General features: G+C 41.3%; 24 protein-coding genes. 10 read left to right on the plus strand and 14 right to left on the minus strand.

The annotated features are described in order from the left end of the window. Positions 1-741 (plus strand): tRNA (guanosine(46)-N7)-methyltransferase TrmB, encoded by a 741-nt coding sequence (gene trmB, locus ACESMA_RS03285; RefSeq protein WP_372947336.1) that lies wholly within the window; start codon positions 1-3, stop codon positions 739-741. A gap of 91 nt (positions 742-832) precedes the next feature. Next, entirely contained in the window at positions 833-1,165 is a 333-nt protein-coding gene (locus ACESMA_RS03290; RefSeq protein WP_372947337.1) for an MGMT family protein, read from the plus strand. A gap of 85 nt (positions 1,166-1,250) precedes the next feature. Here ACESMA_RS03290 and rfbB read toward each other — a convergent pair whose 3' ends face one another. Beyond that, positions 1,251-2,300 (minus strand): dTDP-glucose 4,6-dehydratase, encoded by a 1,050-nt coding sequence (gene rfbB, locus ACESMA_RS03295; protein ID WP_372947338.1) that lies wholly within the window; start codon positions 2,298-2,300, stop codon positions 1,251-1,253. Positions 2,301-2,441: 141 nt separating this feature from the next. After that, positions 2,442-3,470, minus strand: coding sequence for a UDP-glucose 4-epimerase GalE (galE, locus tag ACESMA_RS03300; protein ID WP_372947339.1), 1,029 nt, complete (start codon positions 3,468-3,470; stop codon positions 2,442-2,444). A gap of 138 nt (positions 3,471-3,608) precedes the next feature. On the opposite strand from galE, the gene ACESMA_RS03305 reads away from it, so the two are divergent. From ACESMA_RS03305 to ACESMA_RS03320, 4 genes are read left to right on the plus strand one after another with little or no spacing between them, the layout of a single operon-like run. Further along, positions 3,609-4,673: a hypothetical protein gene (locus ACESMA_RS03305; protein ID WP_372947340.1), complete on the plus strand. Its 1,065-nt coding sequence runs from the start codon at positions 3,609-3,611 to the stop codon at positions 4,671-4,673. A gap of 36 nt (positions 4,674-4,709) precedes the next feature. After that, positions 4,710-6,038 carry a Gfo/Idh/MocA family protein gene (locus ACESMA_RS03310; protein WP_372947341.1) on the plus strand — a complete coding sequence of 443 codons (1,329 nt, stop codon included), beginning with the start codon at positions 4,710-4,712 and terminating at the stop codon, positions 6,036-6,038. Positions 6,039-6,065: 27 nt separating this feature from the next. Further along, positions 6,066-6,911, plus strand: coding sequence for a sugar phosphate isomerase/epimerase family protein (locus tag ACESMA_RS03315; protein WP_372947342.1), 846 nt, complete (start codon positions 6,066-6,068; stop codon positions 6,909-6,911). A gap of 12 nt (positions 6,912-6,923) precedes the next feature. After that, positions 6,924-7,841, plus strand: coding sequence for a sugar phosphate isomerase/epimerase family protein (locus tag ACESMA_RS03320; RefSeq protein ID WP_372947343.1), 918 nt, complete (start codon positions 6,924-6,926; stop codon positions 7,839-7,841). A gap of 9 nt (positions 7,842-7,850) precedes the next feature. On the opposite strand, the gene ACESMA_RS03325 is transcribed toward ACESMA_RS03320, so the two are convergent. From ACESMA_RS03325 to ACESMA_RS03335, 3 genes are read right to left on the minus strand one after another with little or no spacing between them, the layout of a single operon-like run. Next, on the minus strand, positions 7,851-8,399 hold the full coding sequence (locus ACESMA_RS03325; RefSeq protein WP_372947344.1) for a nitroreductase family protein: 549 nt from the start codon (positions 8,397-8,399) through the stop codon (positions 7,851-7,853). 1 nt (position 8,400) lies between these two features. Further along, complete coding sequence (radA, locus tag ACESMA_RS03330) at positions 8,401-9,759, minus strand: DNA repair protein RadA (RefSeq protein WP_372947345.1); 1,359 nt, start codon at positions 9,757-9,759, stop codon at positions 8,401-8,403. Beyond that, entirely contained in the window at positions 9,759-10,250 is a 492-nt protein-coding gene (locus ACESMA_RS03335) for an adenylyltransferase/cytidyltransferase family protein (RefSeq protein ID WP_372947346.1), read from the minus strand. The genes radA and ACESMA_RS03335 overlap by 1 nt, the downstream gene beginning before the upstream one ends. A gap of 103 nt (positions 10,251-10,353) precedes the next feature. Here ACESMA_RS03335 and ACESMA_RS03340 point away from each other — a divergent pair, with 103 nt between their 5' ends. From ACESMA_RS03340 to ACESMA_RS03355, 4 genes are all read left to right on the plus strand, one after another. Further along, on the plus strand, positions 10,354-10,911 hold the full coding sequence (locus tag ACESMA_RS03340) for a CvpA family protein (RefSeq protein ID WP_372947347.1): 558 nt from the start codon (positions 10,354-10,356) through the stop codon (positions 10,909-10,911). 169 nt (positions 10,912-11,080) lie between these two features. Then, complete coding sequence (tyrS, locus tag ACESMA_RS03345; RefSeq protein ID WP_372947348.1) at positions 11,081-12,373, plus strand: tyrosine--tRNA ligase; 1,293 nt, start codon at positions 11,081-11,083, stop codon at positions 12,371-12,373. A gap of 81 nt (positions 12,374-12,454) precedes the next feature. Next, on the plus strand, positions 12,455-13,405 hold the full coding sequence (locus ACESMA_RS03350; RefSeq protein ID WP_372947349.1) for a Wzz/FepE/Etk N-terminal domain-containing protein: 951 nt from the start codon (positions 12,455-12,457) through the stop codon (positions 13,403-13,405). Between the two features lie 3 nt (positions 13,406-13,408). Further along, positions 13,409-14,872, plus strand: a complete 1,464-nt coding sequence (locus tag ACESMA_RS03355) for an O-antigen ligase family protein (protein ID WP_372947350.1) — start codon at positions 13,409-13,411, stop codon at positions 14,870-14,872. 86 nt (positions 14,873-14,958) lie between these two features. Here the strand turns inward: ACESMA_RS03355 and ACESMA_RS03360 are convergent, their stop codons facing one another. The 9 genes from ACESMA_RS03360 to pgeF all read right to left on the minus strand — a co-directional run bounded on the left by ACESMA_RS03360 (position 14,959) and on the right by pgeF (position 26,658). After that, positions 14,959-16,326, minus strand: coding sequence for a T9SS type A sorting domain-containing protein (locus tag ACESMA_RS03360; protein WP_372947351.1), 1,368 nt, complete (start codon positions 16,324-16,326; stop codon positions 14,959-14,961). A gap of 298 nt (positions 16,327-16,624) precedes the next feature. Further along, the gene (gene efp / locus ACESMA_RS03365) at positions 16,625-17,191 is read right to left on the minus strand and encodes an elongation factor P (RefSeq protein WP_372947352.1); all 567 of its coding nucleotides are present in this window, start codon (positions 17,189-17,191) and stop codon (positions 16,625-16,627) included. Positions 17,192-17,288: 97 nt separating this feature from the next. Beyond that, positions 17,289-18,023 carry a DUF3108 domain-containing protein gene (locus ACESMA_RS03370; protein WP_372947353.1) on the minus strand — a complete coding sequence of 245 codons (735 nt, stop codon included), beginning with the start codon at positions 18,021-18,023 and terminating at the stop codon, positions 17,289-17,291. Beyond that, positions 18,023-18,736 carry a tRNA (adenosine(37)-N6)-threonylcarbamoyltransferase complex dimerization subunit type 1 TsaB gene (gene tsaB, locus ACESMA_RS03375; RefSeq protein WP_372947354.1) on the minus strand — a complete coding sequence of 238 codons (714 nt, stop codon included), beginning with the start codon at positions 18,734-18,736 and terminating at the stop codon, positions 18,023-18,025. The genes ACESMA_RS03370 and tsaB overlap by 1 nt, the downstream gene beginning before the upstream one ends. Positions 18,737-18,788: 52 nt before the next feature. Beyond that, the gene (locus tag ACESMA_RS03380) at positions 18,789-20,438 is read right to left on the minus strand and encodes a carbamoyltransferase C-terminal domain-containing protein (protein WP_372947355.1); all 1,650 of its coding nucleotides are present in this window, start codon (positions 20,436-20,438) and stop codon (positions 18,789-18,791) included. An 8-nt stretch (positions 20,439-20,446) separates the two neighbouring features. Further along, positions 20,447-21,433 (minus strand): DUF6427 family protein, encoded by a 987-nt coding sequence (locus ACESMA_RS03385; protein WP_372947356.1) that lies wholly within the window; start codon positions 21,431-21,433, stop codon positions 20,447-20,449. A 1-nt stretch (position 21,434) separates the two neighbouring features. Then, positions 21,435-22,703 (minus strand): phosphoribosylamine--glycine ligase, encoded by a 1,269-nt coding sequence (gene purD / locus ACESMA_RS03390; protein ID WP_372947357.1) that lies wholly within the window; start codon positions 22,701-22,703, stop codon positions 21,435-21,437. 3 nt (positions 22,704-22,706) lie between these two features. Continuing rightward, complete coding sequence (locus ACESMA_RS03395) at positions 22,707-25,790, minus strand: protein O-mannosyl-transferase family (RefSeq protein WP_372947358.1); 3,084 nt, start codon at positions 25,788-25,790, stop codon at positions 22,707-22,709. Positions 25,791-25,908: 118 nt separating this feature from the next. After that, on the minus strand, positions 25,909-26,658 hold the full coding sequence (gene pgeF / locus ACESMA_RS03400) for a peptidoglycan editing factor PgeF (protein ID WP_372947359.1): 750 nt from the start codon (positions 26,656-26,658) through the stop codon (positions 25,909-25,911). Between the last annotated feature and the right edge of the window lie 11 nt (positions 26,659-26,669).

Raw genomic sequence — 26,669 nt, forward strand, 5'->3', positions numbered from 1 at the left:
GTGGGAAAAAATAAGCTGGCTAAATTTGAAGAGATGAAGGCATTTGAACACGTGGTTCAGGCGCCTTTTAATACCATAAAAAATAATGATTTTCCACTAAAGGGAAAATGGAGGGAGAAATTTTTTGGGAATGACAATCCCATTATTCTTGAACTAGGCTGCGGAAAAGGTGAATACTCGGTTGAACTGGCTGAAAAATATCCTTTTAAAAACTTTATAGGGGTTGATATTAAAGGTGCCCGGCTTTGGAAAGGAGCCAAAGTTGCTCAGGAAAAGGGATTAAAAAACGTAGGTTTTTTGCGCACCAACATCGAAATTATTGGTCAGTTTTTCGGCCCGGATGAAGTGGATGAAATCTGGCTTACGTTTCCCGACCCGCAAATGAAAAAAACACGCAAGCGGCTCACTTCCACAATTTTTCTAAAAAAATACAAACAGTTTCTGAAAAAAGACGGTATTATTCACCTGAAAACCGACAGCAATTTCCAGTATTCATATTCCAGCGCACTGGTTCATTTAAATAAATTTGAAATACTGGCAGAAACCGATAATCTTTACGAATCGGACATTCTAAATAATACCCTCAGCATAAAAACATTTTACGAAAAACAGTGGCTGAGCCGCGGAATTCCTATTAAATACCTGGCTTTTCGGCTGAATGACAAGGACTGGCAGGAACCGGAAATAGAATTTGAAAAAGACGAATACCGGAGTTTTGGAAGGAGTGCGAAGGAAATTTAGTAGTGAGTACAAAGTATTTAGTATTGAGTTCAAAGACAACGAAATATTGTGAGTCTCAATACTCATATCAAAAAGTCTAAAAATCTAATTGATGAGCGATTTCTTCAGCAAAGTTTACGAAGTAGTGAAACTTATTCCACCGGGCCGGGTAACTTCTTATGGCGCCATTGCCATATATTTGGGCACTGCCGGTTCGGCGCGCATGGTAGGCTGGGCCATGAATGCCTCGCACAGTCACCCCGAGTTTGTGCCTGCCCACCGTGTGGTAAACCGCAACGGACTGCTCACCGGAAAACATCACTTCGACACACCCAACGCCATGAAAGAATTGCTGGAAAATGAAGGTATAAAAGTAAAAAATGACCAAATCGTAAACTTCAAAAAACATTTCTGGGACCCCGCAAAGGAACTGGGAATGGATTAATTTTGTGTCAAAATCCGGTTTAACGGAAAACGCAACTCATAAAATATAATTCATGTTTTATAATACATAAAACATGAATTGGATTCTACCTCCTGATGTACTGTTCCTCATAATATTTCTGATAATCACCCGAAGTTACATTATTCAGCCACTCTTTGTTTTCCAGGTACCAGTCGATGGTTTTTTCAATGCCTTCCTCAAACTGCAGCGAAGGCTCCCAGCCCAGTTCATTTTTTAGTTTGGTGGCATCAATGGCGTAACGCAAATCGTGGCCGGCGCGGTCTTTCACATACGTGATGAGCTTTTCCGATTCACCTTCCTTTCGGCCCAGTTTTTTGTCCATCACACGGCACATGGTACGGATGAGATCAATGTTTTTCCACTCGTTAAAACCGCCAATGTTGTAAGTTTCGCCCAATTTCCCCTGATGGAAAATAACATCGATGGCACGAGCATGATCGACAACCCACAGCCAGTCGCGCACGTTTTCGCCTTTGCCGTAAACCGGCAGTGGTTTTTTGTTTTTGATGTTATGGATAAAAAGCGGAATCAATTTTTCGGGAAACTGGAACGAGCCGTAATTGTTGGAACAGTTGGAAATAACTACCGGCACTCCGAAAGTATCGTAATAGGCTCGCACAAAATGGTCGGAGCTGGCTTTGGATGCCGAATACGGACTGTGCGGATCGTAACGTGTCTCTTCGGTAAACATACCCTCCTCGCCAAGCGAACCGTAAACCTCGTCGGTGGAAATGTGGTAAAACCGATTTTCTTCCGGATTTTTCCAGATGTGCCGGGCGGCATTCAGCAGGTTCACGGTGCCAATCACGTTGGTATAAACAAATTCAGTCGGATTCGAAATGGAGCGGTCAACGTGTGACTCTGCTGCCAGGTGAATCACACCATCGAACTGCCTTTCTTCGAACAGTTTCAGAATAAAATCGCCATCAACAATATCGCCTTTTACAAATTCGTAATTCGGCTTGTTTTCAATGTCTTTTAAATTGGCCAGGTTTCCGGCGTAGGTAAGCTTATCGAGGTTAACAATTTTATATTCAGGATATTTGTTTGCAAATAAACGAACAACATGCGAGCCAATAAATCCGGCACCGCCGGTGATTAGGATTTTTTTCATTCTGAAATGTATTTTTAGTTTGAACCAAAAATAGGCAATTCAAAATAAATCGCTTTTCTTTTCCCAAAAAACCTTCAAGTATTTGACGAAAAACTGAAAACTGAGACTGAGACTGAGACTGAGACTGAGACTGAAAACTATTTACTCTATCCCCCGCACCCGCTTTTCCCACTCCCATGCTGATCGCAGCGTTTCATCAAGGTCTTTTTCAGCTTTCCAGCCCAACTCTTCATTGGCAAAAGTGGTGTCAGCCCAAATTTTTTCGATATCACCGGCACGACGATCAACAATTTTGTAGTTCAGTTTAACACCGGTAGCTTTTTCAAAACCTTTCACCATTTCCAAAACAGAAACTCCGTTGCCGGTTCCCAGGTTGAAAACTTCGTAATTTTGTTTGTTTTTTTTCTGAAGAAGACGTTCAATGGCCACCACATGCGCTTTGGCCAAATCCACCACGTTAATATAGTCGCGAATTGCCGAACCGTCGGGAGTATTGTAATCATCGCCAAAAACCTTCAGCTCTTCGCGAATTCCGGCAGCAGTTTGGGTAATAAATGGCACCAGGTTTTGAGGTACACCCAGCGGCAGTTCGCCAATCAGCGCCGAGGGATGGGCGCCAATGGGATTGAAATACCGCAATGCAATTCCGCGTAATTGAGGGTTTGCAATAATTGCATCCCGCAAAATATCTTCATTCACCCGTTTGGTATTTCCGTAAGGCGATTCGGCGTCTTTCCGCGGAGTATCTTCAGTTACCGGCAACTTTTCTGGCTGGCCGTAAACCGTGCACGAACTTGAAAAAACCATGTGTTGAACGCCATATTTTATCTGACATTCCAGCAAATTCATCATCGAAACCAGGTTGTTCCGGTAATAAAGCAGTGGTTTTTCCACCGATTCGCCCACTGCTTTCGAGGCGGCAAAATGAATAATGGCTTCAATTCCGGTATTCCGTTGAAAAAATACATCGGTTTTTTCCTGATCTGCCAAATCAAAATTTTCAAACTCCGGTTTTTTGCCGGCAATTTTTTCAATGTTGTCCAGAACATCCATACTTGAGTTGGACAGGTTATCAACTACAACAACCTCATAACCTGACTCCTGCAATTCAACAACTGTGTGCGAACCAATGTAACCTGTTCCGCCTGTAACCAATATTTTTTTGTTCATTTTTTCAATTTTCACGGTAAAATTAAAAATTTATGAGCAGGTTAGGATTGGAATTTTTTAGTAAAATCAATTTTTCCCAAAACTTAATCTTTGCCCCAACAGATGTTTTCTTAATTTTACACTTATAAAACAATCTACATGAATTTAGGCAAATACATCAAGCAACTTTTACCCGAACACGAAACCGTTATAATTCCAGGTTTTGGTGCGTTTATTTCAGAATACAAACCGGCACAAATTGATGAAGTAACAGGAGAAATAAAACCTCCTTCAAAAAAAATCAGCTTCACTTCAAAAATTAAAAACAACGATGGCCTGCTGGCGGGTTTTGTTGCTCAGAGCGAACAAATTCCGGTTCAGGAAGCACTGCGGAAAACAGAGGAAGAACGAGATGAAATTCTTTACAAACTCGACAAGGGAGAAAAGATAATTCTCGAAAATACCGGCATTTTGTTTTATAATGAAAATCGCGAAATTCAGTTTGAACCAGCAGAAGGAGTTAACTTGTTGCCGGATGCTTTTGGGCTTGACAGTATCTCATCTAAAGAAGGACCGGAGGAAGTTCATGATGAAAAACCTGAAGACATTGCGCCTGTCGGAATTTCTGAAGATGAGGAGGTTTTGCATAAAAGTGAAACGGACAAACCTGAAGCGAAAAAGGAACCTGAACCTTTGGCTTCATACAAACCGTCAGAAACGCAATCCGAAAAATCATCCAAAAAAAAGAACCGGGGTTGGATGTGGTTTTTGTTGTTGCTGATTCCCATTATTGCCGTCGGAATTTACTTTTTGCAAAAAGAAAAGGAAGAACCACAAAAACCTGTGGAAGTTAAAATCAGACCTGTTGTAAAAGAAAAACAACCAGTTCAGATTGCTGACACAACTGCCCGCGACTCTGTTGTAATGGCACAACCTGATACTTTAAAAACAGAAGAATTAATAACGAATTATGCGGATTACATTGAGCCGGATACCACAAAATTTTACGTGATAGGAGGTAGTTTTGAAAATGCTGAAAATGCTGAAAAATATTTACAACGCATGAAAAAAGAAGGTTACTCTCCTTTTCATTTGGGAAAACAGGGAAGTTTCTTTTTGGTTGGACTCGAAATACATGACAATGAAATTGAGGCGTATGGCGCTCAATATAATTTTTTGGATAAATTTCCGGATTCAGGAGTTTGGGTTTTTATTCCTGAATAATCATCATAAAGATTAAAAAATCTAAACCATATTAATATGAATTCATCAAGAAGAAAGTTTATTAAAAATTCAGCCCTGGCAGCAACTGCGATTGGTGCTGCAACAGTTATCCCGTCAAAAGTTTGGTCGGCTAATTTCGCACCCTCCGATAAAGTGAATGTTGCGTTGATTGGTTGCCGCAACATGGGATTCGGAATTCTCCAGCATCATCTCGACACTGGGATGGTAAACTGCGTGGCGCTTTGCGATGTGGACCAGAACGTGCTCAGCGAAAAGGCAGAAACAGTAAAAAACAAGTACAACCAATCGCCCGAACTTTTGAGTGATTACCGCAAGGTGTTGGAACGTCAAGACATTGACTCGGTAATTATTGGTACACCCGACCACTGGCATTGTCTGATAATGGTTGATGCATGCAGTGCCGGAAAGGATGTTTATGTGGAAAAACCTATGGCCAACACCATTGGCGAATGTAATATAATGGTGAAAGCAGCCAAACGATATAACCGCATTGTTCAGGTGGGCCAGCAGCAACGCAACGGCAAGGTGTTTATCGATTCGATGGACTTGATTAAATCGGGTGAAATCGGCACGCTGAGGAAAGTAAACATTTGGGCCAATTTTAACTACGGGCTGGGCACCACGCTGGTTGAAGATTCACCAGTTCCTGAAGGCGTTGATTATAACATGTGGCTTGGCCCGGCTCCCGAGCGTCCTTTTAATCAGGCTCGTTTTCACGGAAGTTGGCGCCATTTCTGGGATTACGGCGGAGGACTAATGTCTGACTGGGGTGTGCACCTTATCGATATGGGCCTGTGGGCAAAAGATGTGGTAAAAGGACCTGAAAAAGTGGTTACTTATGCCAATAATCTTTCGAAACAAGTTATTGCCCGCGAAACCTTCGATACCATGAATGTAATTTACCCGAAAAATGATTTCGTAATCAACTACGATTTAACCGCCGGCATTCAGCAGGGACCATTTGATTCAGCCTATGGAATTCAGTTTATCGGTGAAAAAGGTATGCTGGTTGCCGACCGCAGCAAGTACCACCTTTATCCGGAATGGGACGGGCAAAAAAATGCGCCAAAAACGGAAGAAGTTCATTACGACCAGGGAAAAGAATCGCACCGGGAGCATGTGGATAATTTTCTGGAATGTATTAAAACAAGAGAAACACCGGCATGCCCACCCGAGATTGGAAGAGCTGCTGCAGTTCATGTGCATATTGCAAATATTGCCGCCCGTGTGGGAGAAACCGTTTTGGAATGGGACGACGCCAACAATAGATTTACAAACTGCGAAAAGGCCAATGCATATATTACGCCGGAATACCGGAAACCCCGGAAATTGCCGGAAGTGTAATTAAAAAGCCAAATTAAAATTAAAATCATGAACAACAGAAGAACTTTTATTAAAACAAGTTTGGCAGCAACTGCCGGAATGATTTTTACAAATCCTTTACTGGCCATGAGTGCCGAAGGAAAAAGTAAACTCAAAAAATTCGGTTTCATTTCAGGAATTGCCGGTGAAGCCATGAAAGCCGACTGGAAAGGCACGCTGATAAAAGCAGTAGAGTTCGGTTTTTCTGAACTGGAAGGGGGAACAAATTTTGCCGCTTCACCTCAGGAATTTGTAAGTTTTTGTAAAGAAATCGGCATAAAACCCATTGCCGGGAGTGTCAGTTTTCGTTCGACCAATGAAGAACTTAAGAATAGCTTCGACAAGATAAAATCATTTGGACAAAAATACGTGATCGATTACTGGCCCTGGTACGGCGAAGTTCCTTTTGACCTCGAAGATTGCAAAAAGTCGGTTGAACGGTTGAATGAAGTGGGAGCGCTGGCTAAAAATCACGGATTGAAATTTTTGTGGCACAACCACGACAATGAATTCCGTGAAATGGAAAAAGGAATGCCTTTCGATTATTTGATGGAAAACACCGACCCGAAGTTTGTAAACTGCGAAATGGACATTTACTGGGTGAAAAAAGGCGGCAGCGACCCGTTGGAAATGCTGAAAAAATATGCAGGTAGAATTCCAATTCTTCATGTAAAAGATATGGCACCCGACGGTGATTTTATTTGCCCGGGCCGCGGAATCATCGATTTTGGCCCCATTTTCAAAGAAGCCAAAAAACAAAGTATTAAACACTATTTTGTGGAACGCGACAATGAACCCGACGGGATAGGTTGTTTGCAGTCGAGTGCAGAATATTTGAAAAATTTACGATTTTAAAACTACAGGACCATGTTAGATTTAGGATTTGTAAGCGCCATTCTGGCCGAAAAAAGTTTTGATGAGGTGATTGAATTTGCCTCAAAAAACCACTTTAAGTGTGTGGAAATTATGTGCTGGCCGGTGGGAAAAGCCGAACGCCGGTATGCCGGGGTTACCCACATTAATGTAGATGAGACCGGTGAAGATGATGTAGCCCGGATTCAAAATACGCTGGCATTAAACAACGTCTATATTTCAGGGCTGGGATATTATCCGAACCCACTCGACCCAGATGAAAAGCAAGCCGAAGTGTACATCGAACACATCAAAAAGGTTATCCGCACGGCATCCAGACTTGGAATTGGTGTGGTGAACACTTTCATTGGCCGCGACCCGGTGAAAAGTGTGGAAGATAACCTGAAAAAATTTGCAGATGTTTGGCCGGGAATTGTTAAGGTGGCCGAAGAAAACAACGTAAAAATAGGTATTGAAAACTGCCCCATGCTTTTTACCCGCGACGAATGGCCCGGTGGGAAAAACCTGGCTACCACACCGGCAATCTGGCGGCGACTATTCGAAATCATTCCCAGCGAAGCTTTCGGACTGAATTACGACCCGTCGCACCTGGTTTGGATGCAAATGGACGAAGTAAAACCCATTTACGATTTTAAAGACAAACTTTTCCATGTTCATGCGAAAGATGTAAAAGTTTATCCTGAAAAACTGAACGAGGTGGGCATTATGGCGTATCCGCTGGATTACCATTCGCCCAAAATCCCCGGCTTGGGTGACGTGGACTGGCGTGGTTTTTTCTCGGCACTCACTTCGGTAAAATACCGCGGACCGGTTTGTATTGAGGTGGAAGATAAGGCTTATGAAGGTTCGTCAAAAGACGTTGAAGCTGCTATTCTGACCAGCAGAAACTACCTGAAACAGTTTCTGGCATAAATAAATAGCTCAGTATGAATTAAATCCGCAAATTTCATCAAGAGGTTTGCGGATTTTTTTGCGCAATTTGTAATCTTCTGGCGGATAACCCAGTGTTATAAGCAACCCTATTTTTCGTTTTTTCGGAATATTTAGCAACTGCTGGATTTTCTTTTCATCGAACCAGCCAATCATGCAGGTTCCCAGTCCCAGCTCTTCGGCCTGAAAACAAAAATGAGCAGCAGCAATCCCAATGTCGTATTGCGGGTATTCCTGGTTTTTGATGAATCCGCCAATTTGGGCAATTGGTTTGGCTTTTTCAATCACCAATATCGCGATAACCGGTGCTTCTGTTGCAAACCTGTTAAACGAAATTGCTTTGTTGAAAGTGGCTTTGGCTACCTCGTTTTTAATTTCCGGATCATCTACAATAACCAATTTCCAGGGCTGAGAATTGCAGGCCGAAGGCGCCAGATGAACGGCTTTAATGAGTTTTTCAATCTTTTCGCGTTCAACCGGTTTGTTTTGATATCGGCGCACACTTTGGCGTTCTTGAATTAACTTCTCAAATGACATCATTTTATCCGAAAATTTTTCTGAATACTTCCTCTACGCGGGAAACTTTTTCCAGTTCAATAGAGAATTTCGAGCTGTCGAAACCTTTGTTCAGTTTGGGAATGAATATTTTTTTGAATCCCAGTTTGGCCGCTTCAGCAATGCGCTGTTCAATACGGTTTACTCCACGAATTTCGCCGGTAAGGCCCACTTCGCCGGCAAAACAAACTTTATGATCGATGGCTATATCAATATTCGAAGAAAGGATGGAACAGATTACGGCCAAATCGGTTGCCGGATCGTTAATGCGCAAGCCACCGGCAATATTCAGGAAAACATCTTTGGTAAGCAGTTTGAAACCGGCACGTTTCTCCAAAACCGCAAGCAACATGTTCAGGCGGCGCAGGTCGAAACCTGTGGAAGAACGTTGCGGAGTTCCGTAAGCTGCCGAACTCACAAGCGCCTGGATTTCAATCAGAAATGGCCGTATTCCTTCAATGGTAGCTGCCACCGCAGTTCCGCTTACATCGTCGCTTACTTTAGAAATAAGTTGTTCCGAAGGGTTCAGAATTTCGCGCAGTCCGTCGCCACGCATTTCAAAAATGCCCAGTTCGTTGGTGGAACCAAAACGGTTTTTACTGGCGCGCAAAATGCGGTAGAGGTAGTTGGTATCGCCTTCAAACTGAAGAACCGAATCAACAATATGTTCCAAAACTTTTGGCCCGGCAAGGCTGCCCTCTTTGTTGATGTGACCAATTAAAATAACGGCAACGTGGTTTTGTTTGGCAAACTTCAGAATGGCCGAAGTACATTCCCGTACCTGGGTAACTGAGCCCGGCGAAGATTCAATGGTTTCGGTGGAAAGGGTTTGAATGGAATCGATTATCAGCAAATGCGGATTCACCTGGCTGGTTTGTGCAAGTACATTTTCCAGCGAAGTTTCGCTTAAAAACAGGCAGTTGCTGCCGTTCATCCCCAATCTTCCGGCCCGAAGTTTTATCTGCTGCAAGCTTTCTTCGCCAGAAACGTACAGAATTTTTTTATCCTTCATACCCAGCGCCATTTGCAAAACCAGTGTCGATTTTCCGATGCCTGGTTCGCCGCCCAGCAAAACAATGGAACCAGGAACAATTCCTCCTCCAAGCACCCGGTCAAACTCAGTAATGCCCACTTGAATGCGTTCCATTTTTTCGGTGGTAATATTCTCAAGTGTAAGCGGCTGGTTGGTTGCGAGATTTGCAGCAACGGCTGGCCCTGGCTTTTTTTTCTCAACAATTTCCTCAACAAACGTATTCCATCCACCGCACGATAGGCATTTCCCCATCCATTTAGGCGATTGCGCACCGCAATTCTGGCAAATGAAAACCGTTTTTGTCTGGGCCATTACTCCAGGTTTTTTATTCTGTCAATTAGTTCTGATGTTGATATTCCTGAAACCAGATCAAGGGTTTCAACAATTCCGCCATTTTCCAGAACTGTTTCGTGTCCGGCTATTTCGTGCAGTTCATATTCTTTCCCCTTCAACAAAACGTCCGGGAGTATTTGGGAAATGAGTTTGGCCGGAGTCTCTTCCCGGAAAATAATTACAGCATCAACAAACACAAAAGCAGCCAGCATATTGGCGCGGGCTTCCACGTTTAATACCGGGCGCCCCTGCCCTTTTAATTTCCGCACCGATTCATCCGAATTCAAACCCACAATCAGGCGGGTCCCATACTCCGACGATTTCATGAGCGAATCTACATGCCCGTGATGAATTATATCAAAACAACCGTTGGTGAAAACAATCTTTTCACTATTATTTTTCCACTGTTTGAGGGTTGATTTAAATGCCTCGAAGTCAGCAAATATTTTCTGGTTAATATCAAACTTCATACTTTAATTTCAAACTTTGCCCAAAAGTAATAAACCGGAATGGTTCAAACTTCATTTTTCTGAAATAATTCCTACTTTTACCTCATCCAAAACAAAATTGAAAATGAACTACATTGACATTATTCTGGGTTTGCTTCTGCTTTTTGCAGCAATTAACGGATTCCGAAAAGGTTTAATTTCGGAACTCGCATCACTGGCGGCTTTAATTCTCGGCATTTGGGGCGCTATTGAATTTTCGTATATCACCTCTGATTTTCTGACCAAAAATTTCAACCTGGAAACCGAATACCTTAACATCATTTCATTTATTGTAACCTTTATTGTTATTGTTATTCTGGTGCACATTGTGGGCAGTTCGGTTAACAAATTGATTGAAGTGGCCATGCTTGGTGTGATGAATAAAATGGCTGGCCTGGTATTTGGCATTTTAAGATCGGCGCTGGTGTTGAGTATAATTTTGCTGGTTTTCGATAAAATTGACAAAGATGTGGAAATTATTTCGCAGGAAGCTAAAACTGAATCGCGCCTTTATGAACCTGTTCGAAAACTGGCCCCTTCCATTTTCCCGTTTATAAAAATTTGGGACGAAGAGGAAAACACGAAGGACAAAGATGAAAATGTTTTTGAACAAATTAAAGATGTGTTGAAGGTCAGCAATTAAAAGGATAAAGCATTCTGGCTTTGAATTAGCAACGAGAATACCAATTTTTGAATTATCCGGGTGTTAAAACATCGCTTTATAAAATTTAATTTCCCATTTACTAACAGCATTTTTTATCTTTGCGCCACATTTTGGTCTGGCGTTTTGCAGACACTAAAAACGGCTTAAAATGAACTTTGTAGAAGAACTTAAATGGCGGGGAATGTTACACGATGTAATGCCCGGAACAGATGAACAACTGGAAAAGGAACTTACTTCGGCTTACCTGGGAATTGACCCTACAGCCGACTCATTGCATATTGGTCACCTGGTTGGTGTTATGGTACTGAAACATTTCCAACTGGCAGGGCACAAACCCATCGCTTTAATTGGCGGCGCCACCGGAATGATTGGCGACCCATCGGGAAAATCGGAAGAGCGCAACCTGCTCGACGAACCCACACTTCGGCACAACCAGGAATGTATTAAAAAACAACTGGCCAAATTTCTCGATTTTGAAACCGAAGCGCCCAACGCCGCCGTGCTGGTAAACAACTACGACTGGATGAAAGAAATTTCATTCCTCGAATTTATTCGCGATATTGGCAAACATATTACCGTAAACTACATGATGGCCAAAGATTCGGTGAAAAAACGAATCAGTGCAGAATCTAAAGAAGGCATGTCGTTCACCGAGTTTACCTATCAGTTGGTGCAGGGCTACGACTTTTTGTGGCTCTACCAGAACATGAATTGTAAATTGCAGATGGGCGGTTCCGATCAGTGGGGGAACATTACAACGGGCACCGAACTCATTCGCCGAAAAGCAAGCGGCGAAGCTTTTGCCCTTACCGTGCCGCTGATTACAAAAGCCGACGGTACCAAGTTTGGCAAAACCGAACAGGGAAACGTGTGGCTCGACCCGGATCGCACCACACCCTACCAGTTTTACCAGTTCTGGTTGAATGCATCGGACGAGGATGCCGAACGGTACATAAAAATTTTCACAGCGCTTCCAAAAGAAGAAATCGATGCGCTGGTTTCCGAACACAAAATCGCACCTCATGCACGTTTGCTTCAGAAAAGGCTGGCTGAGGAAGTTACCATCATGGTCCATTCGAAAGAAGATTACGAAATGGCGGTGGAAGCCTCGCAAATTCTTTTTGGAAAAGGCACTGCCGAACAGTTGCGCAAACTAAATGAAAAAACCTTCCTTTCGGTATTTGAAGGCGTTCCGCAATTCCACATTTCAAAAGCCGAACTGGAAAAAGGAATTAACGTAGTGGATTTGCTGGCTGAAAAAACCGAAGTTTTCCCGTCGAAAGGTGAATTGCGCAGAACAATTAAAGGCAACGGACTGAGCATCAACCAGGAAAAGATTTCGAATGAAACCCTTCAAATTGATTCCGGATTTTTAATCGGAGGAAAATACATTCTGGCACAAAAAGGAAAAAAGAATTATTCCCTGATTATTGCTGGTTAATTTTATACCATTTTCAGAAAAAACAATACTAAAAATCAATCCGCTTCGTTGCATATTTGCGATCAAATTGAAACCACATTTATGAATAATTTTTTTGACAATCAACGAATGCTCCAACTGGTTTGGAGACGCAAATTTCATTTTATTATTGTTGGGGCAATTGCTGTATTGCTTTCGGCAATTTTTTCAGGGCCGAAATTTATTCAGCCAAAATTTAAATCAACTGCACGTATCTACCCCACCAACATCTGGGTTTTAAGCGAAGAGTCGGAAACAGAACAAATGCTGGAGATTCTTAATTCAAGAGATATAAAACTCAGAATGTTTGATGCATTTGACCTGGACCAGGTGTATAAAATTGACCGTGACAACCCGCATTACATGACTTACATGCTCGATATTTACAATAAAAATGTAAAGGCCGGTAAAACCAAATTCGAAACGGTTGAAATTTCTGTAATGGACCACAATCCACACCGGGCCAGTAATATGTGCGATTCCATCATCCGGTTTTACAACAAAAAGGTGCGTAACATGCACAAAGCCAAAGACTGGGAAATGGTTGAAATTACGCGGAAAAACCTGGTAAAAAAGCAAGCAGAGCTGGACACGTTGGTGGCCGAGCTGGATTTTGTGCGTAAAGAGTATGGAATTCTTGATTTTAAGAGCCAGGTAGAAAAAGTAACAGAAGGCTATATGAATGCTTTGGCAAGTGGCCGGGCGTCTGGTTCAGATGCAAAAAAAATTCAGGATTTGTATAATAACCTGGCTGAAAATGGTTCTCAAACGCGAATACTTGAATCAAAATTTGAAAACTTAGTGAATGCTATTGACTCACTTTCAAATACACGTGATATTTATATGAGTGAATTCGAAAAAGATATAACCTACGCTCATATGGTGGAGTATCCTTTTCCGTCCGATAAAAAATCATATCCAGTCCGCTGGATTATTGTAGCTTTTTCCACTATTTCTGCTGTGTTTCTTGCTTTACTTGTTTTTCTTGTGCTCGATTACCGGAAAAATGATTAACAGGTGATTCAAAACAACACCATAAAAATTACCCTTTTTTACCTGGTTTCAATAGGATTTATATTGCTGAATGCCTGGTTTGTGGTAAAAAAAGATATGATGATTGCAAATTTGCTGCCTGTTTTATTAGGGGTAGTTCTTTTGGTAATTTTTTCGTTTGACAAACTGATTTGGTTTGCCGTTTTTTTTGCTCCGCTTTCGGTGGAATTAAGCAGAATAATGCCCGGCTTCAGTTTTGATATGTTTTTACCCACCGAACCGATTTTGGTTGGCATCATGGTTCTCTTTTTTCTGAAAATTATTCATGAACGAACATTTGACCGGAAAATACTGCTTCACCCGATTTCACTGGCCATTTACCTGAATCTGTTCTGGATATTAATAACCAGTCTGACAAGTTCCATGCCGATGGTTTCGTTTAAATTTTTACTGGCCCGCATCTGGTTTTTGGTGGCTTTCTTTTTTTTAACGGCCAAAATATTTTCCGACGGGAAAACAATGGAACAATATATTTGGCTCTATTTAGCAGGTTTTCTTGTGGTCATTTTTTATGCTATTTCCAGGCACTGGGGTTATGGTTTACTGAACAAACAGGCAGCCCATTACGTGGTTGTGCCTTTTTACAACGACCATACTTCATACGGAGCAGCGCTAGCCATGTATTTGCCATTTACAGTTTTTTTCGCCCTTAGCCGGCAATATTCCCAAAAAATAAAAACTGTTGCATGGATTGTTTCCGGAATATTATTCATCGCATTTGTGCTTTCTTACAGCCGGGCAGCGTGGCTGAGTATGATGGTTGCATTGGTGGTTTGGACAATTATTAAACTGAAAATCAGGTTCCAACCCATATTTATAACAGCGGTGATTGTTCTTGCGCTTATTTTTTCGTTTCAGGCTCAAATTGTAATGTTTTTGGAACGAAATTCTGACGAATCGTCTTCCAATCTCACAGAGCATTTTTCATCCATGACCAATATTTCTACCGATGCTTCGAACCTTGAGCGGCTAAACCGCTGGAGTTGTGCGCTGCGTATGTTTGAAGAACGTCCGGTTTTTGGTTACGGACCGGGCACCTACATGTTTCAGTACGCCAAATATCAGCTTAAAAAAGATCGAACCATCATCAGCACCAATGCAGGCGACGGTGGCAACGCCCACAGCGAATATTTGGGTCCGCTTTCAGAATCAGGTGTTTTGGGGTTGGTTACTTTTTTGATTTTAATGATAACGGTTTTATATACTGGAATTCACACCTGGACAAGATTGAAAGACAGCCGGCTGAAGGGAATTGTTCTTGCTGCCATAATCGGCCTGGTAACCTATTATATACATGGGTTTCTCAACAATTTCCTTGACACCGACAAGCTCTCAGTTCCGTTTTGGGGATATACGGCCATGATTGTAGCCATTGATTTGTACTCAAAACGCAATCTTCCTGCAAATGATGCTATACCAATTGATTAGAAGAAAAAACTTACAATGACCCAAAATGCTAAATCTTAAAAGCATTTCCGGAATCCAGTTTAATCCCCGCAATTTTACTGTTGAGTTTATTCCTTGATTAGCAGACTCTCAGTAAATTTTGATCCTTTTGTTATTATGGACATATTGTAAATGCCACTTTTTTTAACAGGCAAGGTTACTTTATTTCTGCCTTCAATTACAATATGCTTATTAAAAATTATCCTTCCGGAAAGGTCGGTTACTTCAAGTTTCCCTTTTTCTCCCACCATTTCAGGTAGCTCAAATGTAAAAGCACCATTTCCTGGATTGGGATAAACTTTCAGATTGGTTTCATCTTTCTTCTTTTCTGAAACAGAGGAAGTCAAGTCATATTTCATAACAGTTGTTCGCCTCATACTATATCCATCACGAAAAACCAGATATGGGATTCCACTTTCAGAAAAAGCAAAATCAGTATAAGTTGCTTCTCCCTGTGATGCTGGTTCTCCAACCATCTCCCAGGTCGATTCTGTAAACCTCATCAAAGTAGCCTTTTTGCTGTGTCCGTGATCTGAAAATACAACGTAGGGTGTGCCGTTATTTGCTATTTTAACCGTTAAATAATTGGCCTGACCTGCTGAAAACACCCCAGAACCCACTGGCAACCAATTTGTTCCGTCAAATTTGTATAGCGCGGCTTTTGCATCCTCTCCCCACGAAGCCACATACGGTGTGCCGTTATGAATTGCAATACAATGGTAGGCATCGTGTGTTCTGGTGGAAAAACCTTCAGTTCCCAAAAGCTCCCACGAAGAATTGGCTGTATTGAATTTCATTGCACTTACTTTGTAGTTGGCACCATAGTCGCGGTAAGCCACATAAGGTATTCCGTTTTCAACGTCCAGCGCAATTACATTGGTCATAAAACCGGTAGAAAAACCCGGAACCCCAACTGTGGTCCATCCTCCGGAATATTTCATAACTGTAATTTTGCTATTATAAACTGCATCAGAAAAAGCAATCCATGGTATGCCGCCGGATATAACGAAACTAACTACATCGGCTATATTCTCTGTAAAACCTGCCGGGCCAACATAAACCCAGTCTGCCCCATCGAATTTCATTACGGACGCTTTTTTTCCATTGGCTTCATCGCAAAAAGCAACGTATGGAGTATCGCCAGACGCACTTAGTTTAAGGCTAATTACCTTGCCTTCAGTAAAGCCTTCGGTTCCAACAGGCACCCAATTTTCACCGTCAAATTTCTTTACAGTTGCTTTATCATTGTTCGCACGATCCATATAAGCAACATAAGGAGTTTCTCCAATAACTGTAATAGATTGGTTAAAAGCCTCTCCTGCTGAAAATGCTTTTGGACCTACAAAACTCCATGATTGAGCATTTGATGTATTTAACATCAAAAGCAAAAATGACAGAAAAAATAAACCTGCAAACTGTTCCAAAAAAAATTTCATATTTCTCGTATTATTTGTTTGTTCCGGCAACTCGTATATCTAACCTGTGTTAGTTATTCAAATTTAGAAGGTGTAATACACAATCAATTACCAAAAGGTAAAATCTATAAGCAAAAGGTAAATTTCTGCTATCAATACCAAAGTATTGACAACTTTATGTTTTTGATGCAACCAGATATTACCATCTGCTAATTTTACTATGGTTGGGTAAGTGCCTGATTAAATACGAAGAAAAAGCAATAAAAAAAATCCGGCCTGAACATTCAAACCGGATTCTCGTGTATTATTTGCGATTTTATTATTTCACCCGTTCGCTGTAGGAACGGTCGCGGGTATCTACTTTAATTACTTCGCCTTCTCCAATAAACATGGGCACCATAATTTCGGCACCGGTTTCAAGGGTTGCCGGTTTTAGTGCGGTGGAGCTGGCTGTGTTTCCTTTTTCGCCCTCAATGGTTTGAGTAATCTGCAATTCAACAAAGGAGGGCATTTCTGCAGTTAAAGGCGTTTCGGTTTCTGCATGAAACTGAATTTCCACAATCTGACCTTCTTTCATCAGGTCGTTGTTTTCTATCATGGTTTCCGGAATGGAAATCTGCTCAAAGGTCTCCGTATTCATAAAATTGAACCCCATGTCGTCTTTATACAAATACTGGTACTGGCGTCTTTCAACCCTTACCTCATCTACTTTCACTCCTGAATTGAAGGTGTTTTCAATCACCCTGCCGGTTTTTACGTTTTTCAGTTTTGTGCGAACAAAAGCCGGCCCTTTACCCGGTTTTACATGCAAAAAATGAACGATGGTATAAATATCGTCTTTAAACATGATGCACATGCCATTTCTAAAATCTGCTGTTGATGCCATGAATTTTTCTTTTACTTTTTTTAAACCGCTGCAAAAATAAACAAATCGGTTAAAAATGAACACATTCGAAGGTATTTTGGTGAAGAAAAATAAAGTTTTAGCGCGCGGCCTGTGCTTTTCCGTTTATCTGGTACTTTTCAAGCTCGGCACGCAAGGCTCCCACTCGCATATCAAACTCAAGCATAACCGGAAGATTTGTTTCTTTGGAAATGAAAAATTTCAATCCGTCGGAACGTTTTAGCACTTTTCCTTTGTCAACCGAAGGAACCAGCACATAGCAGTCAAATTTTCCCAGGCTTGTTTCAACCTTTTCATCACCTACATATCTTACAGTTATATCATCAATATTATCGGCATGAAAAGTTGGGAAGGTAACACTATATCCAGGTTTTATTTCATCAAGCAAATGATTATGAATAAAGTAGAAGAAAACTGAAATGATATCGACCAGGTTTTCAGGCACTTTTTTCCCTCCTGATTTCTGACTGTAAATAGAATCGTTATCGTGAAAATAGAGTGTTTCGTTGTACCAGCGGTATTTTCCCTCTTTTATATTTCGAATTGATTTTAGCGGCAGTCTGGTATTTGCATCTACTGTAGTTTCGTAAATATCATTTACGCCAAAAAGTTTGTCAGTTAAACCGGTTGTGCGGCCAACCATATAATAATGCAATGCCTTTTTGTTGTTAAATATGGTATCGGAAATAATCAGTTCAGCCTCGCCACCTTTAATAAAGCCAAATTTAAGGTTGAAAAAAATCTTTTCTTTTCTGGCTTCTGATGAAAGTGAGAAAACCAGCAGAAATGTAAGTATGATTCCAAATTGTTTCATTAAATAATTTTATTCTTTGCGACCGTTGCAATGAAGTTTTTCAAATAAAACGGTTCAAAATAAGCAACGTCCTCAAAATCGTTATTGTTGTATTTTTTCTCAGCTAATTTTATCATAAACCGTGCCGAAGCTTTTACCGGCCCTAAAAACAACGCATTGGCATGTGTTAATGCCGATTTACATTTTTCAGCTCCGTTCCCGAAAAACAATACCGGATGTTGGTTTAAATATTCTGAGAATGAATTTTCTTCTATTATTTTTGCGGAAACGAGTTCAATATTTTCTCCCCTGGTATCAAAGAGCGCAGTGTAAACCTCCATGCGGCGGGCATCAATCATGGGACAGAAAAGAACATTAGCTGCATCGATTGAATCCGGCACATACTTTTTGCTGTGAACTGCAGCATGTTTTCCCAACGCATCAAGGGTTCCGATACCAATCAGGGGAATTCCAAGAGAATAGCAAAGTCCTTTGGCTACCGAAACTCCAATGCGCAAACCGGTGTATGAACCGGGACCTTTACTCACGGCAACGGCATCGAGTTGTGCAGGATTAAAATTGTTTTCCCTGAAAATTTCGTCGATAAAAACCGTTAACAATTGCGAGTGATTCAAACCGTCACTGCTCTCTTTTTCAGCTAAAATTTCGCCATTTCGGGCCAAAATAACGGAACAAACTTCTGTTGCGGTCTCAATATTTAAAATGGTTGCCATTTGTTTCTTTATCAATACAAATCGCTGACAAAAGTACGGAAATGTTTTAAGTTTAAATAAACTGAATTTTGCCATTTACCACCACTGCATCCAATTCCATTTCAGTTGCTGCAACTATGGCATCATGCTCAGTATGTACAATTGGTTCGCCTTTTCGGTTGAATGAAGTGTTGATTAGCGCTTTCACTTTGTGCACCCGGTCAAGGTATTTAAGCAAATCGAATAGAAATGGATTTTCTTCGCGTTTGAAAAGTGTTTGAAAGCGGGCTGTTCCGTCGGCATGCAGAGCGCCGGTAATTTCTTTTTGTTTTTCCTGAAGAATTTTAAAATCGAGCAACATGAATTTCGACAGTGGGTTAATTTCGGTTTTCCCGGTAAAATACCTGGTGTTTTTCTTTAGTGCAACCGGTGCCAGCGGACGGTACCACTCGCGACCTTTTTTGTTCATGCTGATTTTTTTGGCCAGATTTTTTGAATCTGCAATTGCCAGGATGCTCCGGTTTCCCAATGCACGCGGCCCGGTTTCACCAAAACCGTTGCAAACGCCAATTATTTTTCCGGCAACCAGCATTTCAGCAACTTTGTGAATTGTTTCCTGATTGTACTCCGGAAAATAATATTCGATATCCCAATTGTTCAGATAGGTGCTGTGAATTTTCACCGAGCCGTGTTTTTTCCATTCGGCAAAAGCTGCAGCGCCTAAGGCAAGTCCGCTATCTTCGGTGCAGGGTGGAATAAAAACATGTTTGAAAAGTCCACTCTCCACAATTCGTGTGTTTGCTACAATATTCAGCGCCGAACCCCCGGTGTAGTAAAGATTTTCAACTCCCGTTTTGTCTTTTAACGCCTGCAATTTTTGCAAAATCTGTTCAATAAAAATTTCCTGCAACGAAGCGGCCACATCCTGAATAAAAGGATTTTTCTGATTGAAGGATTTTAATTCAACACCAAAATCTTTTTTAGCAGCTTTAAAAAACAGTGAAGTTTTTCCCCAGATATTCTGAAAAAAATTCTGTTGAAAAAGCCATTCCTTCAGTTCTTGCCGGGGAGTTCCCCAGCCGGCAAATCCCATAAATTTTCCGGGAACGGCGTTTTGCTCTGGCAACTTTGCACCAATTATGGAAAAAACCAGTGCATTGGCATTGTAAATAGTGCTGAAAGGTTTTAATTCCCAATGGTATTCAACCCAGGAAAAATTACCATTTTTAAAAATGGCAGCCGAAAAATTGCTTAAACTGGCACCACCGTCGAAGTGCACCAGCAGACTGTTTTCTTTAAAATTTCCGAAAAACGGAAGGCAGGAAAAAATATGGGCCAGTTCGTGATTCAGCACGTATGCCTCCTTTTCCTGCCCAAACCACCAGCATTTTCCTTTTTCAAGGCCGGTTGCCAGGTTCAAATTTAGAGGGGCTTCAAACCTTGCATCTCCCCGGCGTGTGAGAAAAGTTCGTCCAACCACATTGTCAACAAATACCAAATCGTAATCGCCGGCCAAAAGTTTCTTTTCTTTCAGAATTTCTTTTAAGTGAATATGAAAAGTATTGTCGCGTTTTCGCCTCGAAATGCGTTCCTGCTGCAAAAACCATTTTACCTCACCGTTTTCCATGAACGCAAGGTTGTGGTCGTGAACATAAAACGGATATTCGTATTCTTCGCGATCCTGATTTCCATAAATTGCCAGTGTTGGTTTTTGTTTGTCCATTTCAGGGGTCAGGCTAAAATTTCCAATATTATAACAGAAATCAACAGCAACGAAAACAAAAATTCTCCCCAAAACCGGCTTTTCAGAAAAACAAAAAAGTTGGCTAACAAAAAAGTTAACGGAATGGCAGCAATTACAAAAATTTCAATTGAAGTTGACGGAATCAGTAAAAAGCTGGCCAGTAAAAACAGAAACACAAGAAACAGTACAATAAAATATTTACGGGTGCTTACTTTTTTGGTATCGTACTGGTGTAGCAATTTTAAACTTCCGAGCAAAATTAAAACAAGTAAAAATCCCAGATACACCAAAACAGGCAATTTCGATTTAATATTTACAACCGGCGTTAAAATATTCATTTCGAGCGTTTCTAAAAATGCCGGGGTCTTTCCTAAAATAAAAACATAACTGAAAGCAAAAATAAACGGCAGGAAAAAACCAACAGCATTAACGATAAATTCGCGCCATTTGGGTTCTCTTGAAAGAACAGCCAAACCAATTAAAAAGGCAGGAAAGGAAAGAAAAACATTAAAATAAAAAAGCGATGCAACTCCCAGAAAAAAGCCGGAATCGAATGCCGGGGAATAGGGTTTTACTTCATCGAATGCACTGAAAAGCCTGTAAATAGCCAGTAGCACAAAAAATGCAGCAAAATACACCGGATGCATGGTATGTAAATCGGAAAAACCACTTACAATTAAAATAAAAAGAGGGGCAGGAAGCATGGTCCTTATTCGAATGATGTTGTATTTGTTATTCAACTGGAGCATAATAAGTGCCATTCCAATAATCAGAATAAATGGAATGATAATTTGCAGGATTGGAATTTCGATGGTCAGGTTATGAATGGGTTTGTAAAGTATATTATCCGCTTCTCCGTTGTAAAAAGTGTAGGTACGCGGATAAATCAGGCTTTTCAACCAAAAAAGAATGCCCAAAAAGGGAAACAGAAAAAAGTTTACTGCGCGATTCGATTTTAAAGTTCTGAGTAACATATTACAGGTCGAAACCTAAATCTTTACGGTAATATTTTTTTTCAAACTGAATTAATTCTGCATTTCTGTATGAGGTTGCCAAAGCTTCCGTCATGTTTTCTCCCAGTGAACTCACCGCCAAAACCCTGCCGCCATTTGTAACCACGCTGTTTTCCTGCATTTTTGTTCCTGCATGAAACACTGTGCTGTTTGCAACCCTGTTTAAACCCGAAATTACTTTTCCTTTCTCGTAACTTTCCGGATAACCGCCCGCAACCAACATGACAGTAACAGCCGTCCTCTCTTCAAATTCAACTTCTTTTTCTGAAAGGGTTCCATCAGCAGCACCTTCCAGCAGATCAACCAAATCGGATTTTACCCGCAGCAAAACCGCCTCAGTTTCCGGATCGCCCATTCTAACATTGTATTCAATTACAAACGGATCGCCATTTACATTAATTAATCCGAAAAATATAAAACCATTGTATTCAATTTGGTCAACCTTTAAACCATTGATAGTGGGAATGATAATACGCGATTCCACTTTACTTATAAATTCCTCATCAACAAACGGAACGGGAGAAATTGCTCCCATACCGCCGGTGTTCAGACCGGTATCGCCCTCACCAATTCGTTTGTAATCTTTAGCTTCGGGTAAAAGTTTATAATCTTTCCCATCGGTAATTACAAACACCGAAACTTCCACACCGCTCAAAAATTCTTCGATAACCACCTTTTTGCTGGCCTGGCCGAATTTGCCAGCCAACATTTCGCGAAGGGAGTTTTGGGCTTCGGACAAATCATTAATAATTAAAACACCTTTCCCGGCGGCAAGCCCATCGGCTTTTAAAACATAGGGTGCTGTTAGTGACCCAAGAAACTCAATTCCTTCATCCAGATTATTTTTAGTAACAGAAAAGTACCTGGCAGTTGGAATATTATGGCGCATCATAAAATCTTTTGCAAAATCTTTGCTGCCTTCCAACTGTGCTCCGGTCTTTTTAGGGCCAACAACTTTTACATTTCTTATTTCAGGATCACCGACAAAAAAATCGTGAATGCCCTCTACCAGAGGAACTTCAGGACCAACCACAATCAGGTCAATTTCATTTTCGAGCACTGCTTTTTTCAGGCCCTGAAAATCACTCACTCCAACTTCCAGATTGGTACCAAACTCTAAAGTTCCGGCATTCCCGGGAGCAAAATAAAGGTTTTTCGCTTTTTTACTTTGCTTTATTTTCCAACCCAACGCATGTTCCCGACCACCTGAGCCAATTACCAGAATGTTCATTTTTTAAATAGCGTTATACGTTTCAAAATGTTTTTGCATTTCCTCTCCGATTTTCTGAGACAATTCAGTATCGCCATGTGTTCGGGCAATACGCTCAATACGCTGGAGGTAGAAAAGATTTCGCTGAATTTCTTCGTTTATACTTTGCGTTTGTAAAAACTTCCTGTTTAAAGAAAGGAAATAACCCAGTTCATCGTTAAATGTTTCAAAGGCCTCCTGCAATTTTTCCCTTCCTTTTTCCGTAGCACCGGCCATGTAATAGTTTTCAATCAGCCCCAACGAGAAGAATTCATACGGAACTATATTTTCCGGAATTAACTCGAAACACCTGTCGATAACGGCAATAGCAGAATCATTTTTCCCTTCGGCAATTAATCCGGTTGCAAGCCGGTTAAAACTATTCCGGATATTGGTCATCATCCGGGAATTATTTTCATCGATATAAACCGAAGGATCGTTCATGTTGCCGTATTCAAATTTATTCATCATGTTGTCGTACATCAGGTCAGTGGCAACAGTTCCGAACGTTAAGCGGTCGGTAGATGATTCACCTTTAATTGGTACAAAACGGTAGCCAAATCCTTCCACCTGAAAATAGTCCTGCAGATTCATGTATTTACTGCTTCCCACAGTAATTGCCCAGTAGATGGGACGTTCCCAGTTGTTGGTAGCCAGGAGGTCAAGTATCATCATTTCATCTTTCGGAAGGTAATTCCGGTCAGAAAGATCAATGGTAATTGTATCCACTATTTTGTCGCAATCCTGCGGCCTGACTACCTTATTTCGTATCACTGCTTCTTTGTCCACTTTAAAAGACAAAACTTTTTTGGGAAGATAGGGCGCGTTGTCAGCCTGCTGGAGTTTGGTTGCCGGATTATCATCAGCTAAAAAATTAACAGCTTCCTTCAATCCAATAGTTTCTCTTGAAATCCGCGGGTTGTCCATCAGGTAAACAATATCGCGTGTTCCCTGCCGGTATTGGTCTTCTGTCATAGAAAAAGGCATTGGATCCGACTCGTATGCTTTTCTCTTCATCTGGTTAATGTACCAGTCGGTTTGCAGGTAGCTAAGGTTGCAAACCCGAACATCAGTCCGCACTCCTTCCACTTCCTGATTGTACCAAAGCGGGAAAGTATCGTTGTCGCCATTGGTAAAAATAATTCCGTTTGGCTGACTGGTTTTCAGGTAGTTTGCTCCCAGATCGCGGGCGGTGTAACGCCCGGAACGATCGTGGTCATCCCAGTTTTCGGCAGCCATAATTCCCGGAACCAGCAGCAGGGTTGCCAGGCCGGCAATTCCACCGGCAATAGTTTCACGCAAATATTTTTTCAATCCTTCGGAAATAGCCAGCACACCAAGCCCAATCCAAATAGCAAACGCATAGAAAGAACCGGCATAGGCATAATCTCGTTCGCGTGGTTGATGCGGATACTGGTTCAGATAAAAGACAATGGCCAGCCCGGTCATTAAAAACATGAGGAATACCACCCACAAACCTTTTTTGCCTTCGGCTCCCTTTTTATATTGAAAAAAGACACCCAGCAAACCAAGTAAAAGTGGCAGGAAGTAATAGGTATTCCGGGCTTTATTGTTGGCAAACCTGTCCGGAAGATTATCCTGACTTCCAAGGCGGATTTCATCAACAAACTTCACACCGCTCAACCAGTTTCCGTATAAAGTACCACCATGCCCCTGAATATCGTTTTGTCTGCCAGCAAAATTCCACATGAAATAACGGAGGTACATGTGCCCCACCTGGTACCTGAAAAAGAATCTCAGGTTTTCACCCATGGTAGGTTTTACAATGGTTTCGGTTTGACCCGATTCATTTCTGTGCTGAATTCTTCTTCCTTTTATATTCCCCCACTGCTGATAATCCTGAGCATGTGAAGGATCCATGCTACTCCACATACGCGGGAAAAGCGTTTTAAAATTTTCATCGTAATTTGGAATTACACGCCGGTCGGTTTCCACGTATTTCCCGTCAATCTGGGAATAGATGGGTTTGCCATCTTTATAACGTTCCTGCGGATTGAGCGGCGAATTGTAATATTGTCCGTAAAAGAGAGGACGCTGCCCGTATTGTTCACGGTTCAGGTAGTAGAGCAACGAAAACATGTCGTTGGGGCTATTCTGATCCATTGGAGGCTCGGCTGCCGAACGGATAATAATTAGTGCAAAAGATGAATATCCAATTAAAATGACTGTAACTCCTACAATAATAGTATTCCATAAAACCATTTTTTTCTTCATTGTATATTGAATACCATAAATAATGGCTGCTATGAGTAATGCAATATATATCAGAGCTCCAGATTTGAAGGGCAAGCCAAAGGTATTCACAAACAACAGCTCGAACCAGGAGGCTACGGTTACAACGCCCGGAATTATTCCATACATAACCACACCCAAAAGGACCACAGAAGCCACCAGTGCCCAAATAATTCCTTTGCGGGTTACTTCATATTTTCTAAAATAATAAACAAAAACAATGGCCGGAATGGCAAGCAAATTGAGCAGGTGAACGCCGATTGACAAACCAATGATGTATGCGATAAATATCAGCCAGCGATTTGCAAATGGTTTGTCGGCAGTATTTTCCCATTTTAAAATGGCCCAGAAAACAATGGCCGTGAGCATGGACGAAAATCCGTAAACTTCGCCTTCAACTGCAGAAAACCAAAATGTATCGGAAAAAGTGTATGCCAGCGAACCAACTACTCCGGCAGCCATAATGGAAACAATATTTCCTTTTGAAACTTTTTCAACGGTGGCAACCAGTTTAAATGCCAGGTGAGTGATGGTCCAGAATAAAAATAAAATAGTAAATGCACTGGCCAGTGCCGACATAATGTTTACCATTTTTGCTGCGTTTTCAGGGCCACCAAAAAGGGTAAAAAAACGCCCGAATATCATAAAAACCGGTGCCCCGGGGGGATGCCCAACTTCAAGTTTAAACGAGGTAGTTATAAATTCTCCGCAATCCCAGAAACTGGTAGTTGGCTCAATAGTCAATAAATAAACAATGGCTGAAACCAGGAATACAACCCAGCCTGTCAGCTTGTTAGCGAATTTGTATTCTTTCATTTGAAACAGTTTTCTTTCTTCCGAAACTTTTGTAAATGATTAATTGATGCGAAGATAGTTGTTTTGCATAAAACAGAAAGCAGAGAAATGCAATTTAAGGATTTTTATTAGGGCTGATTTAAACCAACATAATTCCTGTGACCAGGCGCCCGGTTTCGATTCCCTCCCGGCGTGCTGAAAAGTATTTTTCTTTTTTATTAAAAGTACATTCTCCAAAGATTTCAATGTTCTTCGAAATCAGGCCACAGTGGAGTAAAATCTGCCGGTTGGCTTCCCACAAATTAAAATGAAAATTTCCGAATGCATTTTTATGTAATGTTTTTTCCGATTTGGGAATATTTTTCTGAACAGCTTCCACCACCTCATCCCCCACTTCGTAAACATCGGGACCAATGGAAGGGCCAATTACCGCATGAATATCTTCTGCTGCAGAATCAAAAGAGTCAATCATTTTTTGAACGGCTTTGCCAACAATATTATTAACCGTACCGCGCCAGCCGGCATGAATGGCTGCAACAGCTTTTTGTTTTGGGTCGAACAACAGAATGGGAACGCAATCGGCAGTTTGAACGCACAAACAAATCCCCGACTGATTGGTCACCAATGCGTCGGTTTCTCCCAACTCCTCCTCCGGGAATCCGTAAATTTCTGCTACGCAACTGGTGTGGGTTTGCCTTGGGAAAACCAATTGTTCGGGGTTGATTCCCAAAATATCTGCTAAAATTTTGCGGGTTGCATCAGGTTTTTGGGCGGGATTCCCGGTAAATCGTGGTATATCATTTTCCGGAAAAGTTTGCCTTGTGGTGGTAAACGCAATAACATTTTCAAATTTTTTTAAAGCAGGGTATAAAACCAGAGATTTATCCATTTCTTAAAATT

It is taken from the genome of Mariniphaga sp. (genome assembly GCF_041687215.1).
In the GTDB taxonomy this organism is placed as follows: domain Bacteria; phylum Bacteroidota; class Bacteroidia; order Bacteroidales; family Prolixibacteraceae; genus Mariniphaga.